Below are 18,056 nucleotides of genomic sequence, written 5' to 3' on the forward strand. Positions count from 1 at the left end.
GTTATCTGTTTAAAAATCAATAATAATACCCACGGACGGTAGTAATGTTCCCGTGTCATTTTTGATGTATCTCATCAGGTAGTGATCCGGGTGTTCAGGGTTGATTTTGTAACTTCCGTCCGGGTTCTCCTGCGGTACGAGCAGATCGGGGCTTTTCGTCTTGTGGTCATAGATATTCTGTATATCGGCATACAGGATTAATGACCATTTTTTGAAATAAAAACTCCGGTCAACCCGAATGTCCAGCTGGTGGAACGAGGAGGCCCGTTCGCTATTGAAACGGGAGTAGTCAAGATAAGGTTGCCGCTTGGCATCCCAAGCTGCTATTCGTGAACTGGTTTCCGCGTCATAAGGAGTGAAGGGAGCCCCGTTCGTGATTCGCCATTTCATACCTATATCCCAGAGGCCTAACTTGCGGGTTGCCGTGAGGGAAAGAATATGGCGGTTGTCCCAACTGCTGGGAATATATTCCGAGATCGGTTGCAGGTCATGATCCATTTTCTTGAATTCGGAATAGTAATACGTGTAGGCGAGCGATGCCACGATCCCGAAAAATTCCTGAGTGCGAACCATCAGTTCTACCCCGTACGCTCGCCCCTCGCCGAGAGATTTCACGGGTTCGTCACCTACCGCCACGTAGTCGGTACCTTTGTTGGCAAGCACGATGCTATCCAGTAGGGAAACCGGGTAATGGTCGTACGTTTTGTAGAATCCTTCCAGCGTGATTTTTGTCCGGCTACCGGGGCGATATTCCAAACCGACCACGTAGTGGTTTGTCCCGATATATTTCAACCCGTTTTGTTTATTTACTAGGTCTCCTTGCTCGTCGGCATATCCCATCGTGGTGTACGAGGGAAGTTGATAATAGCGTCCGGCATTTGCATTGATAAACCATTCGGGGGAGAGCGAGTAGGAGAGGGATAACCGGGGTGATGCCTGTTTGAAAGGATTGTTCATTCCCGACGTGTAACTATTCCCGTCAACCCGGACTCCTGCTGAAACGGCGAGACGTTCCAGAAAGAAATTTTTGCTGATTTGCCCGAAGAGAGACCATTTGAAGAAATCAAAATTCTTGTCGTAGTGTACCCGATTCAACTCTCCGAGGGTATATAATTCTCTTGTTGTCTTGTTTTTGTAAGTAGCGTATTCGATCCCGGCCCCGGCATTCAACTTGATGTCGTGTCGTAACAAATGATTGTGTTCGAATCGGAATTTATTCTCCGTTTCACCGGAATTATAATCCACCAGTTTCGTTTGGCTTTTGTCGTTGTTGGTGTATTTCTCGATCTCGTTTTGCAGGGTACTGCGGCTGAGTACGAAAAGGTGGTTCCAACGGTCCCCGTAATGTTTGTAGGTAATTCCGATTGTGTAGCTCCATTGCACGCTCTCCGGTAGGTAGTTGAGCATATATCTTTGGTCATCATCGGGATCTTTCATCCCTTTATTGAGATGATTAACATCGTAAGCCCCGATGCCCAGTATGGTTAATTCGTTTTTCTGGTTGAACTTGGTTTCCGTTTTGAACTGGAAATCATTATACACGGGCAGAAAAGGGAGACCGATCATGTCGAATAGGAATTTCAGGTAACTCCTGCGGGCGGACATGATGAACGTGGTTTTAGGTGTTAGAGGCCCGTCCAGCGATAACCCGAAATCCGTCGCCCCTAAAGTTCCTCGCACTTTTATTTTGTCAGGGTTCCCCGCTATTTGCCGGAAGTCGAGCAGGGAACTCATCAGGTTTCCCCGGGAGGCAGGGAATGCTCCCGAGTAGAAATTTACCTCCTTCACGAAATCGATGTTCACGATACTAACCACACCACCCGATGCCCCTTGTGTAGCGAAGTGGTTCAAGTTGGGCAATTCTACGTCATCCAGATAAAAGCGGTTTTCGCTGGGACCTCCACCTCGAACAATAAAGTCATTTCTGAAAGCCGGAGAGGAAAGGACTCCCGGCATGGATTGTAATACTTTCGATATATCTCGATTCCCGCCCGGGTTCTTCTCTATTTCAGCGATCCCGATGCGTTGTAAAGAAACAGGACTTTCCACCGCTTTGCGGAATGGATTGGCCTTGACCGTTACTTGTTCCAAGTTGACTTGGCTTTCTTCCAGTCCGATGTTTACCGTGCGTTCTGAGGCCGTGTTTACCATGAATTCTTCTGATAATTTTGTTGTGTAGCCGATGCTACTCACTTCCAAGCGATTGAAACCCAACGGCACGTTTTCTATGCGAAAGTACCCGTTTTCGTCGGCAGCTGTGCCTGTGGTGGTTTTCCAGATCACCACGTTGGCAAAAGGTATTGGTTCATTGTTTTTACTGTCAAAAACCCGTCCCTTCACTACACCTGTTTGTTGTGCGGAAAGGCAAAGTGGAAGAAATAATAACGGGATAAAAGCAAATCGTATAATAGTTTTCATGTTTTTTGTATCTCTTGCAAAAGTAATTAAAATAGCTGATTTGTCAACAGGGGGATAACCTAAACTAATTCCAAGCTTAATTCGGGGATATAGTTGGGTAATAATACGGTCACGCCCTTTTATGGCCCTTTCATTACCCTTTCATAGCCCTTTGCCAATAGAGTTACATGAGGATGTCAACGATGTGTGCTGGATTGTATGAGATTATAACCCGAAGAGTTGTTTGGGTGTGCAATTGATTTTCTTGGTGTTATGGAAATGACAGAATGTTGTTGTAAATATTTTCTACTTTTTCTTGTAAAAAAAATGTCATTTTGTTTGGAGTTTGAGAAAAAAGATCTACTTTTGCACCCGAGTTCACGCCCAGGTGGCGGAATTGGTAGACGCGCTGGACTCAAAATCCAGTGTCCCTTAAAGACGTGCGGGTTCGATTCCCGCCCTGGGTACTAAAAAATCGAAAGATAACCCTCTTGGTCTGATGATTGAGAGGGTTTTTCTTTTGATGATAGTTTTCATGTAAACTGGAAGAAATCTTTTTGTTTATTTGAAAGGTAGGATTAGAAATGGCGTGAGAAAATTGAATGTTTATAATGAATTGTAAACTAAGATTATATATGTATAGATATTCGTTGATTATTCTATCTTTTCTAATGATGACGGAACTTTCTGCTCAAAAGATAGAAAAAGTACTTCTTGATAAGAATGATACGACAAGGAATTGCTACACGATCATTTATCCTGACTCGTTACCATGGATGGGGTACTTGTTTTTGGTACCGGGATTTGGTGAAACGGCCGAGGATGTTTTGCTGCAAACAAAACTACCTGTCGAAACAGCGGAAAGGGGAATTTTGACTATTATACCTACTTTTCAGGATGGCGTTTCTTCGTTTGGGTTTGATAGTTTGAGCCAGCAGGCATTTCGTCGAATCGTTGATGATGTGACGAGTAGACATAAATTGCAGGATCTGGAATATTATCTTGGAGGCTTTTCGATGGGAGGAAGTACGGTTGTAAAATTTGCGGAAACGGCAGATAAAAAGCCCAAAGCTGTTTTTGCCATAGACTCACCGCTGGATTTTGAACGGTTTTATAATTCCACGAAACGGGATGTCATGTTGTTTGGAAAGGGTGGTTCTGGCGAAGAGAACATATATCTTTATCTGCTTTCAAGGATCGAGCAAATCATGGGAGGAACACCTCAAACGGCCTTGAAGAATTATCACAAAATATCTCCTTATTCGCTTTCCGACACGACGCAGTCTGCTATAAAAGGATTGTTGGGTACACCGATTAGGATATATATAGAACCTGATATTCAATGGTGGCTTGATGAACGGGAAACAGATGTCTTTGGTTTGAATATCATTGATTGTTCTGCGATGATTAATGAATTAAAAAGGTTGGGTAACGACAGGGCTGTTCTTATTACAACTCAGAATAAAGGGTATCGGAAGCCGGATAATAACCGGCATCCACATTCTTGGAGTATTGTTGACAATAGAGAGTTGATAGAGTGGTTGTTGCAACAAAAATAGTATTTACGTTTTTCAGAGAGGGACGTGGCGTTTAACGGTATAAAAAAGGATCGGGGTCTAACGACCGGAAATATAACTCTTGGGTTGTTGTGGTTCGCTGTACCCATGATTTTAGGGAATCTGTTGCAACAATTCTATAATATTGCCGACACGCTGATCGTGGGGCAGTTTTTGGGGGCGAATGCGTTGGCAGCAGTCGGATCGGCTTACTCGTTGATGATATTTCTGACTTCGGTACTTTTGGGGTTGTGCATGGGGAGTGGGGCCATTTTTTCTCTGCAATATGGGGCGGGAGACCGGGAGGCATTGAAACGTAGTATTTTTGTTTCTTTGGTGTTAATAGGCTTGGTTACTTTGGTTTTGAATGTCGCTGTTTTCGTATGGATCGATCCCATTCTGAGATTATTGCAAGTCCCGGAAGCTGTTTACCCGTTGATGCGTGATTATCTTTGGGTAATCTTTTGGGGTATCGGGTTTACCTTTATCTATAATTATTATGCCTCGTTACTGCGTGCGATAGGTAATTCCATCGTGCCATTGTGGTTTTTAGGAGTGGCGGTTGTTTTGAATATTGCGCTTGATTTGATTTTTATTTTGTGGTGTGATTGGGGAGTGAAAGGAGCGGCATGGGCAACTGTTATCGCGCAGGCCGTTTCGGGGGTAGGACTTTGTGTGTACACGATCCGGAAATTCCCGGAGTTCCGAATTCGGCGGGAGGATATGTGCATGAAGTGGCAAACGGTAAAGGAAATTGCGGTCTATTCATCTCTGACTTGCGCCCAGCAGTCCGTGATGAATTTCGGTATATTGATGGTACAGGGATTAATCAATAGTTTCGGGGTTGCCGTGATGGCAGCGTTTGCGGCCGCAGTTAAAATAGATTCGTTTGCTTACATGCCCGTGCAGGATTTCGGGAACGCCTTCTCGACGTTTATAGCCCAGAATTTTGGTGCTGGGCAAATGAAACGTATTCGGGATGGAATCCGGGTGGCGGTTGTTTCTGCAACTATTTTCTGCGTGTTTATTTCTCTTCTTGTATTCGGGTTTGCCCGTCCCTTGATGTTGATTTTTGTTCCGGTACATGAAACGGAAATTATTTCTATTGGGGTCCAGTACCTACGAATCGAAGGGGCTTTTTATTGCGGAATCGGTTGCTTGTTCCTGTTGTATGGTTTCTATCGGGGGATTCGGAAACCGGGGATGTCGGTCGTGTTGACTGTTATTTCTTTGGGAACTCGTGTCGCTTTGGCTTATGCTTTATCCGCGATTCCGGCTATCGGGGTTGTGGGAATCTGGTGGTCAATCCCTATTGGTTGGTTACTGGCTGATATTGTCGGGTTGTGGTATTATCGGAGATTATTCTCGAGAGTCACGAGATCGAGTATTGGTAAATAGAACCTGTACATCAATTGAATCCTGTCAATAATTTGTTTCGTTTTTATTATAATTATATTGGAATCCTATTGATACTTCATTTAGACCATCGAGCATTCATCTTGTATTCATCGAACATTTATTTTCGATAAAATTGATTTTTAGATTGATTCTGTTTGGTGGAATCTTGTATGGAGGATTATATTAGCTATTCGTAAGGGTGTGCTTAAATGATAGAGGGGCGGGGTGTGAAAATAGTCAAGCTATTGCTCAAATGTAATTCTAAAAAAATGAGTAGTATTTTATTTTTCCAGATTCTTTTCAGATTCGGGGGATATTTTTGTCATGTAAATAATAAAATAGTAACCCATTAAAAATAGAAGAATATGAAAAAGATTGTTTTTTTACTCGTATGTTTATTCTCGATGACGATAGTAAAAGCTGATAATGACAAGCCGATTGAGATGAATCAGTTACCGGCGAAGGCGCAGACGTTTATCACGACTTATTTTAAAGATCAGAAAGTGGCATTGATAACACAGGAGACAGGTTTGTTTTACAAGAGTTATGATGTGGTGTTTGCAAGCGGGGAAAAGTTGGAATTCGATAAATCGGGAGATTGGACAGAGGTGAAATGCAAAACGGGTGAGGTTCCCGCTGCCATTATTCCGGAGGCAATACTTAAATATGTGAAGGCCAATTATCCGGATGCAAAAGTTTTAGAGATCGAGCATGATTCGGAAGGATATGAGATCAAATTGTCAAATCGCTTGGAGATTAAATTCAATGATAAGTTTCAGGTAGTGGATATTGACGATTAAAGATAAAGTGAAAGTGTGTGTAGGGGGGCTGTTTAAGTGGCCCCTCTATTTTATTATCCGATCCGGATCGGGATTATCGGTTGCTGGTTTACTTTGTCGAGAGGCTCTGTTTGATATTTTACCCGGGCAAAATTGATCTTACGGAGATCGATGCAACGAATGGCGCTATCGTACATGGTACGATAGTAGATCATGCGGTTCGTCATGTCGGTTGCCGAGGTCCATTGCGTGGCGCTTGGAATATCAACGGGAGTTTGGTCGGGAGCGAATTCGATTCCGATGGGTATGTCAAAATTATTCAGTATTTGGAAACATTGAATAACGGTTTGTTGTCCTGTCTCTTGACGTGGTGCGGTCGCTTGGTAGAAAGCGGCACGGACAAATCGGGAGGGAGGGGTGATATCGCCCGGTATACCAAGAAAACCACTTCCGTTTCCGAAAGAAGTAAGAGCCACTCCGTCTAGTTGTTGGGAGGGGGCCATACCGGGAATCAAGTTGACATAGTTATTCAGGTTTGTCATCTGCCAGTCGAAACTTGGGGAGTTGGTCAGTACGCCTAGTTTGTTCTCGTGAAAGATCGGTTTTTCATTGATGATTTCGAGAACGATCTGGCGTCCGGTGGTGTCGGCAAAACGCCAGTGGGCGGTAGATGCCCTCGGATCGATACCGATGACATGAACTTTTTTGATGGATTCTTTTACTTCGTCCACGGTCTTGCAACTGCCCAATATCCATGAAACGAGTTGTAGGTCGGCAATGCTGGATGCTTTTTCTTTGGGATTGTAAGCTTCATATTTCCCGTATTGCGGGAAGTAAAACAGTCCGGCGGAAAGTCCCGCCTCGTTCAGTCCCTCTGCCACGAATTGTTCTTGCTCCACGGCTAACCCGATATACCCGTAGCGAGCAGTGAAAATCATCCCTTCTGTTGTGCCGCCGGGAATGTAGGATTGTTGTTCGTACCCTCTTGGTACGACAACATATTGGCTGTTGAGATTGTTACCTCCCCATTCTATGGTGCGGGCCACGATGCAGGAACCATCCTTGGCTTTCAACGTGATTCCGGTGCAGGCTTTGAGTTCTTTGGGGAAGAAGGTGATAAGGGGTAATACCACCCATAGGATTATTGATAATTTTTGTTTCATAAGAGCATTGTTTTTATTTTAAGATAACGGGGAAAACGGCTTTTTGTTTCATTCTTCGGAAGTTTCATGAACTTGCCTATTGTTTTTGATTTGTCTTCTGAAATCTTTATATTTGTAAAGAATGTCGTGCAAAATAATATGATAATGAAGACGAGTAAGATAAAAAACGGTTTGGTGGTGATGGCATTTATTTTGTCGGTACTGCCGGTATGGGGCCATTCGGATTGGGGATTTACAAAAGATTTCGGTAATGTCCGGGTTACGTATTGGTGTGGTTTCAGCAATCACGAGGAAAGATATAAATCTCATATTATTGCTCAGCTGGTAGAGATATTATCCAAGGAACTAGATTGTAAGCAACCGATTTATCTCGATTTCAAGCATTCTTATGTGGAAGATATTGTTCCCGAGTATAAATTATGGTACAAGCGAGGAGAATCGGGCGATACGTTGGTGTTTCACGTGCATGAGAAGACGTATGATGCGGTGAAGGCTCTCCAATTAATAGAGTATGGGATAAAAAATAAAGCTTCTGTCGTGAAAAATCAGCGAGACACGGTTATCGAGACTCGTTATTGGGGATCGCAAACGCATACGTCTCTGAGTCGGGCGGAGATAAATAAGATTTTGAGAAGAAACGTATCTCCGTTAGTAAATAAGGTGCTAGCCAATAAAATATACAGGCCTAAAAATGAAAGTGATAAAATAGTGGAAGGATTTACGTACTATTTTCAGAATAATAAATATCATCTTTGTTATGAATGGCAGGAAGGATATGGGGCTGTACAATTAGAATTGGATAATATTTATCAGTTTCAGGCTCTTGTTTATTATGATGGGGTGTTATCCAGCCGGCTTGGGGTTGTGTTCGATACAGACTCGACATTTTACGTGATAACGAGAAATGGTTATGTAGAAGAAAAAGCGGCTAAATATTTTTTATCCAAGCGGCACGTGATAAAGAATGTGGCTGATATTTTCCAGCCTTACGTGCTAAAGGAACTTGGAAAGAGCGAGGTTTTTATAGGGGTTGAACAACCTTTCTCCGGGACACGAAAAAATCTTCTTTACCGGGTGAAAGATGATTATTTGGTGCAAGATTTGGATGCGCTGGTGGATAAGGAGAGTAAAAAAGAGTGAGACGAAAGGACAATACTAGTATGGTGTAATCTGTGAGGAAATATGTGGTTACTGTAAATGTTTTTTGTTAATATTGCGAAAAACTATTTTCAACATGGATTTGTTTACGATCGTGACCGCGCGTGCGGATTATGAGCTGGGTGCGTTGGTGATTATTGATCAGACGCAACTTCCGGAACGGGAAGTTTATTTGGCGTTGAAAACTCCGGAGGAAATTTGGGAGGCTATTTATTTGTTAAAGGTAAGGGGTGCGCCTGCCATCGGGGTGGCTGCCGCTTACGGGATTTCCGTGTGTATGCAAAAGGTGGATGAGGTTGGTGATTTCTACCGGGAGTTTGCAAGGGTGAAGAATTATCTGGCATCTTCCCGGCCCACGGCGGTAAATTTGTTTACGGCATTGGAGCGAATGGAAGTCGCGTTGTTGAAATGTCAAGGTGCGGGGGTGGAAGTTTTGAAACAAGTCTTGCGGGAAGAGGCCGAGGCGATTCGGAAAGAAGATGCGGCGGCGTGCCGGAAAATTGGAGAACATGGATTGTCACTGTTGAAACCGGGTATGGGCTTGCTCACGCATTGTAACGCGGGGCATCTGGCGGTTTCGGAATACGGTACGGCTTTGGCCCCGATTTATTTGGGACAGGAACAAGGATTCGGTTTTTCGGTTTTTGCCGATGAAACCCGCCCGTTATTGCAAGGGGCGAGGTTGACGGCCTTCGAATTGCAGAAAGCGGGAGTGGATGTAACCTTGATATGTGATAATATGGCCTCTTCGGTGATGAAACAGGGATGGGTGCAGGCCGTGCTGGTTGGGTGTGACCGGGTGGCTGCCAATGGAGACACGGCAAATAAAATCGGTACTTCGGGGGTAGCCGTGTTGGCTAAATATTATGGAATTCCGTTTTACGTGCTGGGGCCGACGTCTACCATTGATATGGATTGTCCCACGGGCAAAGAGATTAAAATTGAGGAACGAGAGCCGGCAGAGGTGACAGAGAAATGGTATGCCCGAAGAATGGCTCCCGAGGGGATTCACGTGTATAATCCCGCCTTTGACGTGACTCCTGCCGAGGTGATCACGGCTATTATCACGGAGAAAGGGATCGCTTATCCCCCGTTTAGTGACACATTCCGGGGATGGAAAGAATGTAAATAATTAAGCCATTTTGTCATATATTCTATAAAACATAAAGACAAAATGACATATTTATAATACCTTTTGTTTTAGAAAACAAAAATCAATAGTTCGTTTTTTTATTGATTGTTAATGTTATAGGTTGAAATGTTTTTTCATTTTGTCCAGATGAAACTTTTGGATAAGAGTTTCGGTATATACTTTGTAAAATTGAAGGCAGAAAGGAGAAAATGAGACTATGAACATGAACAATTATACAATTAAGTCGCAAGAGGCCGTGCAGTCAGCCGTGCAACTTGCGCAGGAAAAAGGTCAGCAAGCCATCGAAACAGGTCATCTGTTGAGAGGCGTGATCGAGAAAGGTGAAAATATCACGAACTTTATTTTTAACAAGTTGGGTGTAAATAGCCGGAATGTCTTGGCTGCTTTGGATCGAATCGTGGACGGATACCCGAAAGTGTCGGGAGGTTCTCCCTATTTGTCCGACGAGGCTAATAAAGTGTTGGAGAAAGCCACGAAGTTGGCGGGAGAGATGGGTGACCAGTATGTTTCTTTGGAACATATTTTATTGGGATTATTATCAGTGAAGGATCCGGTTTCCGGTATGTTGAAGGATGCGGGAATGACCGAGAAGGAAACCCGAGCGGCGATTGACGAGTTGCGGAAGGGGTCGAAAGTAAATTCTCAGTCGGCAGAAGATAATTATGATGCGCTGGGGAGGTATGCCATCAATTTGAATGAAAGAGCCCGGAACGGTAAGCTGGATCCTGTAATCGGACGAGATGATGAAATCCGTCGGGTATTACAGATATTGTCCCGGAGAACAAAAAATAACCCGATCTTAATCGGTGAGCCGGGTGTTGGTAAAACGGCTATTGCCGAGGGATTGGCACAGCGTATCGTGAACGGGGATGTGCCTTCAAATTTGGCATCCAAGAGTATTTACTCGCTGGATATGGGAGCCTTGATTGCGGGGGCAAAGTATAAAGGAGAATTCGAGGAACGTTTGAAATCGGTTGTGAACGAGGTGTTGTCTTCGGAAGGAGAAATTATCCTGTTTATTGATGAGATTCATACCTTGGTAGGAGCCGGAAAGTCTGACGGAGCAATGGATGCGGCGAATATATTGAAACCCGCTTTGGCTCGTGGAGATTTGAGGGCTATCGGTGCGACCACGTTGAACGAGTACCAGAAATATTTTGAACAGGATAAAGCCTTGGAGCGTCGTTTCCAGAAGGTGATGATTGACGAACCGGACGTGATGAGTGCGATCAGTATCATGCGGGGATTGAAGGAGCGTTACGAGAATCACCATAAGGTACGGATCACGGATGATGCAATCATTGCATCCGTGGAGTTGTCCCACAGGTATATTTCCGATCGTTTTTTGCCGGATAAAGCTATCGACTTGGTGGATGAGGCGGCTGCCCGTCTGCGTTTGGAGATGAATTCCGTGCCGGAGGAGATTGATGAACTAGACCGTAAGATCAAACAGTTGGAAATCGAGAAAGAGGCGATCAAGCGGGAAGGGAAAAGCAAGAAACTGGACGAGATCCAGAAAGATTTGGCCGATTTGAATCAAGAGCGTACGAAATTGCGAGCCCAATGGGAGTCTGAGCGTTCTTTGATTGACGAGATCCAGAAGAATAAGGATGCGATCGAACAGTACCGTTTCGAGGCAGACCGGGCCGAGCGGGAAGGCGATTACGGAAAAGTTGCCGAGATTCGTTACGGTAAGATTAAGGAGGCCGAGCGTCGTATTGAAGAGGTGAAGGCCAAGCTGGCGGATATGAAGCATGGAGAGTCGTTGATTCGGGAAGAGGTGACGGAAGATGATATCGCGGCAGTCGTGTCCAAGTGGACGGGTATTCCGGTGAGCCGGATGATGCAGAGCGAGCGTCAGAAGTTATTACACTTGGAAGACGAGTTGCACAAACGGGTAGTCGGTCAGGAAATGGCCATTACGGCACTGGCAGATGCCGTTCGTCGTAACCGTGCAGGATTGCAGGATGCGAAACGTCCCATCGGTTCGTTTATCTTTCTCGGAACCACGGGTGTCGGTAAAACCGAGTTGGCGAAGGCATTGGCAGAGTTCCTGTTTGACGATGAATCTTTGATGACCCGTATTGATATGTCCGAGTACCAAGAGCGTCATTCTGTTTCCCGGTTGATCGGGGCGCCTCCGGGGTACGTGGGATATGATGAAGGTGGTCAGTTGACGGAGGCTGTTCGTCGGAAACCTTATTCCGTGGTTTTGCTGGACGAGATCGAGAAAGCTCATCCCGACGTGTTCAACATCTTGTTGCAAGTGCTGGATGACGGGCGTTTAACTGATAATAAAGGTCGGGTAGTCGATTTCAAAAATACGATTATCATCATGACTTCGAATATCGGTGCGCATATCATTCAGGAACGTTTGAAAGGCATCGATGAGAATAACCGGGATGAGGTACTTGACAAGACGAATCACGAGGTGTACGAGATGTTGAAACAGACGATTCGCCCGGAGTTCTTGAACCGTATCGACGAGATCATCATGTTTGCCCCGTTGAAGAAGTCGGAAATCGTGGATATTGTACGTTTGCAATTCAATGGCGTAAAGAAGATGTTGGAAAACAATGGTATTGCCATCGAGATTACCGACAAGGCAGTTCAATGGTTGGCAGATGCCGGGTATGATCCGCAGTTTGGCGCTCGTCCCGTAAAAAGGGTTATTCAACGTACATTGTTAAATGATTTGTCAAAACAGATTCTTGCAGAGGAAGTCTCCAAAGATAGCCGTATCGTGGTAGACGTGAAGGATGATAAGATCGTTTTTGAAAATAAATAAGGATTCTTAAAATCATATGGAGTAGGTCGTTTCAAAGAAGAAACGGCCTACTTTTTTGTATGACGGTAATATCTCGATAATTTTGATTCTTGACGAGAATGTCTATCTTTGCATGAATCATAATTGTCGATTTAGATTTTTGTATGGTATATAGTGAATCGGAGATTGTACATGCGTTAGAGGCAGGAAATGAAATTTGTCTGAATATGCTTTTTGATAATTATTATCGGGCATTGTGCGTGTATGCTTTTCGGTTTGTTTCTGATGCAGATGATGTAGAGGATATTGTGCAGGAGGTGTTTGTTTCTTTCTGGATGAATAAAAAGCGAACAGTTTTTTCCGGTTCCGTTCGTTCTTATCTTTTCGGGGCGGTAGCCAAGGCCGCCTCTAAGTTTGCTACACGGCGGGGAAGGGTTATGTTTGATGACGTGGAGAAATATGTGGATCAGTTTTTAGAAGAACTGGGAGAATATGATGAGGACGAGTTCGCTTGTTTGCGTGATAAAGTATATGCCCGGGTGGAGGCTTTACCGGAAAGGACAAAAGAAATATTTAAAGCCGTGGTGTTGAATAATTTGACTTACCAACAAGTGGGTGAACGGTTTGGAATAACCGTGAATACTGTGAAAACGTTGTATTATAGGGCATTGAAGCAGTTAAAAGAAGAGCTGGGTGGAAACGCTTTGGTGTTGTTTTTTATTATTCTGCGATAAATTTTTACACCTTCATTTTGTTAAAATTATTTTTCCTGCAATTTTTCCTAAAAAAGTTGTCATCTCTTTTTCAATCTTCCGGTATATAAAAGAAAAGAGATCGAGATGAACGATAAAATTTGGCAGAGGATTGGTGATTATTGCTCCGGACTTTTGGATAAGAGTGAGGAACGGGAGTTGCGTGCGTGGATGGACGAGGCGGAGGAAAACAAACAACTTTTTATGGAGGGGGTGAAAATGGTGCGTGAGTATCAAATGGTTGCTTGTTCGGGTAGGGATGCCTCGGATTCATTGAAACGTGTACGGGAAAAGATCAAGGTTCGCAGGAGAAGACAATTATGGATTCAGGTTGCAGCCGTGGCTTCTGTTGTGATCCTGTTCGCCTTGTCATTTGTATTCTTTTATGTCCCGGAATCACAGGAGTTATCTCCCGTGTTGGCTAAGGTGCAGGCAGGGGGAACGAAAGCAACTCTAACCGTGGCTGATGGAATACAAGTTGATTTGACTCAAGATAATTTGCAAGAAGTGATCGAGCAGTATGGGGTTACTGTTTTGAGAGATAAAAAGAATGAATTGCGATATGATAATGTGGAGGTGAATGACGAGATAGAAGAAAAACCGGTATATCACACGATCTCTTCCCCAGTTGGAGGGGAATACCATTTCACGCTGGCAGACGGTACGATGGTATGGTTGAATTCATCTTCACGACTAACATTCCCCACTCGTTTTACGGGAGATACGCGAGAGGTTCTTGTTGAGGGTGAAGTGTATTTTGAAGTGCAACCTGACGAAAATAAGCCTTTTATCGTGCGGGTAAATGATGTGAGCGTGCGAGTGTTGGGAACGAAGTTCTGTATTTCGGCTTATCCCGAAAATGAGGGAATTATGACAACTTTGGTACAGGGGGCCGTGCAAGTAACCTCCGGAGATAATCAGGTGGTATTAAAACCGGGATATCAGGCCGTGGTAGATCAACGTTCCGGGGCAATCAGCCAGAGGGCCGTGGAACTTTCTTTGTACACCTCGTGGGTACGGGGAGTATTTGAATACGAGAACATGGAATTGAATGATATTGTGGTACAATTAGCCCGGTGGTATGATGTTCAATTCTCATTCTCGGCTCCTGAATATAAAGAGCGTCGTTTTACCGGCGTGGTGCGGAAATATGAAGATTTGAATGACGTGTTAGATATGATAGAAAAAACAACTAACGTAAAATTTATTATTAATGGAAGAAATGTTACAATAACCTCAGTGATGAAATAGAAGAAACACGAAAACGGGAAATGTTCCCAGCATTCCCCGTTCCATGTTGAAAATTTAATGGCGGCCTTCGGCAAAAGGCTACGTTTATTAATCAAAGTATCCAAATGTATGAAAAAAAGACGAAATTCTACACAATCCTCGCCTGAAAATGCGAGGGGAAAAATTTATTTAGCGATGAGATTAACTTTGTTTTTAACCCTGTTTTTCTCTTTTACGGCAATAGCCAGTGTATCGTCACAATCCGTGACGTTGAAATTAGAGAATGCAAGTCTCAGAGAGACCATTAAGGAATTGAAAAGTCAGACTGGGGTTTATTTCGTGTTTAATGAAGAAGAGATCGCAAATTTGAACGTGAAACTCAATATGGTTCTGACGAATGAACCTTTCGAGAAGGCGTTGGATCGAATTTTCGAAGGACTACCTTTTACCTATGAGTATGCGGAGGGAGTGGTAATTGTCAAACCGACACCGCAAAAGAAGGATGATGTTAAACTAAAATTGATTAAGGGGAAAGTAGTTGATACAGATGGGATGCCTCTTCCTGGGGTTTCCGTTGTTGTGGAAGGAACAACTCGCGGGGTAGCTTCAGATGTGAACGGTCTATTCCAAATGATGATTGAAAATAAGGTCGGACAAAAATTACTTTTCTCTTTTGTGGGGATGGAGCAAAAAGTAATTACTTGGCAAGGACAGGATTCTTTGAATGTAGTTATGACGTATTCTTCTGTAGATGTGGATGAGGTTGTTGTGACTGGGTATCAGACATTAAACCGGAGGGAGTCTGCCAGTGCAGTTTCAGTAGTGAAGACCGATGATATTTATATGGCGGGAGTTGCTTCTGTAGATCAAATGTTGCAAGGACAAATTCCTGGTTTAATGGTGATAAATACTTCTGGAGAGCCGAGTGCTACGCCTAAAATACGTATCCGGGGAACTTCAACGATTAACGGAAATAAAGCTCCGGTATGGGTGGTTGATGGGGTAATACTGGAACAAGATGTTCCAATTACAGCTTCGGAGTTGAATAGCGAAGATGCCGAGTATTTAGTAGGAAATGCTATTTCGGGAATTAGTCCGCAGGATATAGAGTCTATCACGGTTTTAAAAGACGCTTCGGCCACAGCGATTTATGGGGTAAAGGCTGCGAACGGGGTGATTGTGTTGACAACGAAAAAAGGGGCTGTCGGAAAACCGAAAGTTTCGTATCATGGTGAAGTGGTAATAAATGAACGTCCTTCTTATCGAAATTTTGATCGTATGAATTCTGCGGAACGTATGCAGTTGTCCAAGGATATTTTCGAGCAAGGATTATCATATAGTTCAAATATATCGTTGGATCCGGATGATTCTTACGAAGGATTGTTGAATGAGTTAGTTAATCGCCGGATGTCAAAAGAGGAGTTTGCTCTTCGGTCAAAAGAAATGGCTAATCGTAATACGGATTGGTTTGATGTATTATTCCGTAATGCTGTAACCCATACTCATAATTTGAGTATTAACGGTGGGTCAGAGACTACAAAATATTACTTCTCAGCAGGTTATAATAATAATCAAGGCGGGGCAAAAGGTTCTGTTAGCGAGCGTTTTACAACGTTGGCTCGTGTGGATGCATCTGTCGGAAAGTATATTAATTTTATGGCGAAAATTGATTTCAGCACAACGAAGAATGAAGGTTATTCTGTCGTGAATCCTTTTAGTTATGCTTATAATACTTCTAGAACGCTACAACCATACGAGAAAGACGGGAAATATCATTTTTACAAGAAGGATTCAAAATACCTATATAACGTGTTGAACGAGTTGGCAGAAACAGGTAAGGAAAGTAAGTCGAATGATTTTAACGCCCTATTAAATTTGAATATAAAGTTATATGATGGGTTGTCTTATCAAGGAACTTTCTCGTATCATAATTCTTCAACGGATCAGCGGGATTGGCAGACGGAAGAGTCCGCTAGTGTTGCTTCTATTCGTGGATATGATTACAAACAATATGACGAGAATGATGATGAATATTGGAAGTCGTCCTTGCCATATGGAGGTATTTTGACACAGGGGAATACGGTGAAAACGGGGTATACGGTGAGAAATGGTTTGAGTTTTGTTAAAGTTTTGGCAGATGTTCATGATATGAATATAATTGTCGGTTCTGAGTTGCGAGGTACGAAGTACGAGGGAGTACGTTCAACTGGATATGGTTGGACACCTACTTATGGGGAGCGGTTTATGCCAGTACATACGGATAGTTTTGTGAACAATTATATCGATAAAATGCTTCCGGCAAACACGAATACGATTTCGAGAGTTGCTTCGTTTTTTGGTTCGGCTACATATACTTACAATAATCGTTACGTGATGAATTTCAATATCCGCTCCGATGGAGCCAATAAGTTCGGGAGTAATCCGAAATATCGGTGGTTACCCACGTGGTCTATTGCGGGTAAATGGTTGTTGACGAATGAAGGTTTTATGTCTCGATTTTCCGATAACGGACATTATATTTCTGTAAGAGGTAGTTACGGTATTCAGGGAAATATTCATGATGATGCTACTCCTAATTTGATCTTGGAAGTAGGAGATAGGAATACAACAAGTAACTTGGACCAGTCAACGATATATCGTTTGCCTAATCCTGATTTGCGGTGGGAAAAAACGACTTCTTGGAACGTTGCAGCAGACTTTTCTTTCTGGGATGGAAGGCTTTCTGGTAGTTTGGATGTATATAAAAAACATACCGAGGATTTGATCATGGAAAAAACAGTAGCGACATCTAACGGAAAATCACGTTTGTACATGAATGCCGGTGAAATGGATAATCAGGGGTTTGAAGGTAATTTGAGTGTGGAGATTATTCAAGGGAAAAAGTTAAATTGGAGATTTAATGTGAATTTCGGGAGAAACACGAGTGAGGTGACTTTGGCAAACGATGAATTATACAGCGATTTGGAGGTCATTAATAAAATGTTGGAGGGTAATTTAGCGATTGAAGGCGAGAAGTTGGGGTCAATGTACTCTTTCCGTTATGGGGGATTATCTAGTGAAAACGGATATCCGTTATTCTACGGGAAAGATGGCAAATTGTGGCATACGGCTGATCCGAAACGTATGGAGCTGGTGAAAAGCGGATCTATTTATCCGGATCTTTCCGGAGGATTTGATACACAATTGACTTTTGATAGACGTTTATCGCTATCTTTAGGTTTCACCTATAATTTGGGTGGTGTGAAACGTTTACCGAAAGTGTATGCCGATAAAAATTCTGCATTGAATCCGGTAGCTAATGTATCTACGAATTGGAAGAAAAGATGGAGAAAGCCTGGGGATGAAAAACATACGGATATACCTGTTTTGTATAATGATAGAGTGGCTTCGGAGTTTGATCGTAACGTTTCGGCCGAGGATCGGGGGGCTGTTGAAGAGTGTACCTATTTTTATGATTTGTCTGATCTCCGTGTGGCGAAAGCTGATTTTTTACGTTTGCGTTCTGTAGGTTTAAGTTATATCATGCCTGAGAAATTATTGAAGGGGGTTGGAATTTCTTCCATGATGATTCGTTTCCAGGCGTCGAATTTGTTCGTGTGGGCGCATAAGGATTGGAAGGGACTTGATCCGGAGACTCCAGAAGCGAACATTCCGATATTACCTTCTTATAGTTTGGGTGTTAATGTTTCATTTTAATAGGAAG

Annotated in this window: 11 protein-coding genes and 1 tRNA gene; 10 read left to right on the plus strand and 2 right to left on the minus strand. The window is 43.3% G+C overall.

The window, feature by feature from the left end:
- Positions 1 to 9 precede the first annotated feature (9 nt).
- A complete protein-coding gene (locus R8806_RS16590) occupies positions 10 to 2,418 on the minus strand; it encodes a TonB-dependent receptor (protein WP_124316811.1) in 2,409 nt (802 codons plus the stop codon).
- 361 nt (positions 2,419 to 2,779) lie between these two features.
- On the opposite strand from R8806_RS16590, the gene R8806_RS16595 reads away from it, so the two are divergent.
- The 4 genes from R8806_RS16595 to R8806_RS16610 all read left to right on the plus strand — a co-directional run bounded on the left by R8806_RS16595 (position 2,780) and on the right by R8806_RS16610 (position 6,151).
- Positions 2,780 to 2,864: transfer RNA gene (locus R8806_RS16595), tRNA-Leu, on the plus strand.
- Positions 2,865 to 3,032: 168 nt separating this feature from the next.
- The gene (locus R8806_RS16600; protein ID WP_151411798.1) at positions 3,033 to 3,956 is read left to right on the plus strand and encodes an alpha/beta hydrolase; all 924 of its coding nucleotides are present in this window, start codon (positions 3,033 to 3,035) and stop codon (positions 3,954 to 3,956) included.
- 105 nt (positions 3,957 to 4,061) lie between these two features.
- A complete protein-coding gene (locus R8806_RS16605; protein WP_124315861.1) occupies positions 4,062 to 5,351 on the plus strand; it encodes an MATE family efflux transporter in 1,290 nt (429 codons plus the stop codon).
- A 365-nt stretch (positions 5,352 to 5,716) separates the two neighbouring features.
- A complete protein-coding gene (locus R8806_RS16610) occupies positions 5,717 to 6,151 on the plus strand; it encodes a PepSY-like domain-containing protein (protein WP_124315845.1) in 435 nt (144 codons plus the stop codon).
- A 53-nt stretch (positions 6,152 to 6,204) separates the two neighbouring features.
- Here R8806_RS16610 and R8806_RS16615 read toward each other — a convergent pair whose 3' ends face one another.
- Complete coding sequence (locus tag R8806_RS16615; protein ID WP_124315846.1) at positions 6,205 to 7,293, minus strand: linear amide C-N hydrolase; 1,089 nt, start codon at positions 7,291 to 7,293, stop codon at positions 6,205 to 6,207.
- A gap of 144 nt (positions 7,294 to 7,437) precedes the next feature.
- On the opposite strand from R8806_RS16615, the gene R8806_RS16620 reads away from it, so the two are divergent.
- The 6 genes from R8806_RS16620 to R8806_RS16645 all read left to right on the plus strand — a co-directional run bounded on the left by R8806_RS16620 (position 7,438) and on the right by R8806_RS16645 (position 18,049).
- Positions 7,438 to 8,433, plus strand: a complete 996-nt coding sequence (locus R8806_RS16620) for a hypothetical protein (RefSeq protein ID WP_124315847.1) — start codon at positions 7,438 to 7,440, stop codon at positions 8,431 to 8,433.
- 94 nt (positions 8,434 to 8,527) lie between these two features.
- On the plus strand, positions 8,528 to 9,583 hold the full coding sequence (gene mtnA, locus R8806_RS16625; protein WP_124315848.1) for an S-methyl-5-thioribose-1-phosphate isomerase: 1,056 nt from the start codon (positions 8,528 to 8,530) through the stop codon (positions 9,581 to 9,583).
- A 217-nt stretch (positions 9,584 to 9,800) separates the two neighbouring features.
- A complete protein-coding gene (gene clpB, locus R8806_RS16630) occupies positions 9,801 to 12,392 on the plus strand; it encodes an ATP-dependent chaperone ClpB (protein ID WP_124315849.1) in 2,592 nt (863 codons plus the stop codon).
- Positions 12,393 to 12,535: 143 nt separating this feature from the next.
- Entirely contained in the window at positions 12,536 to 13,105 is a 570-nt protein-coding gene (locus R8806_RS16635) for an RNA polymerase sigma factor (RefSeq protein ID WP_124315850.1), read from the plus strand.
- Between the two features lie 105 nt (positions 13,106 to 13,210).
- The gene (locus R8806_RS16640; RefSeq protein WP_124315851.1) at positions 13,211 to 14,374 is read left to right on the plus strand and encodes a FecR family protein; all 1,164 of its coding nucleotides are present in this window, start codon (positions 13,211 to 13,213) and stop codon (positions 14,372 to 14,374) included.
- A 174-nt stretch (positions 14,375 to 14,548) separates the two neighbouring features.
- Entirely contained in the window at positions 14,549 to 18,049 is a 3,501-nt protein-coding gene (locus R8806_RS16645) for a SusC/RagA family TonB-linked outer membrane protein (protein WP_164719557.1), read from the plus strand.
- Positions 18,050 to 18,056: the final 7 nt, after the last annotated feature.

Source organism: Butyricimonas faecihominis (assembly GCF_033096445.1).
GTDB lineage: Bacteria > Bacteroidota > Bacteroidia > Bacteroidales > Marinifilaceae > Butyricimonas > Butyricimonas faecihominis.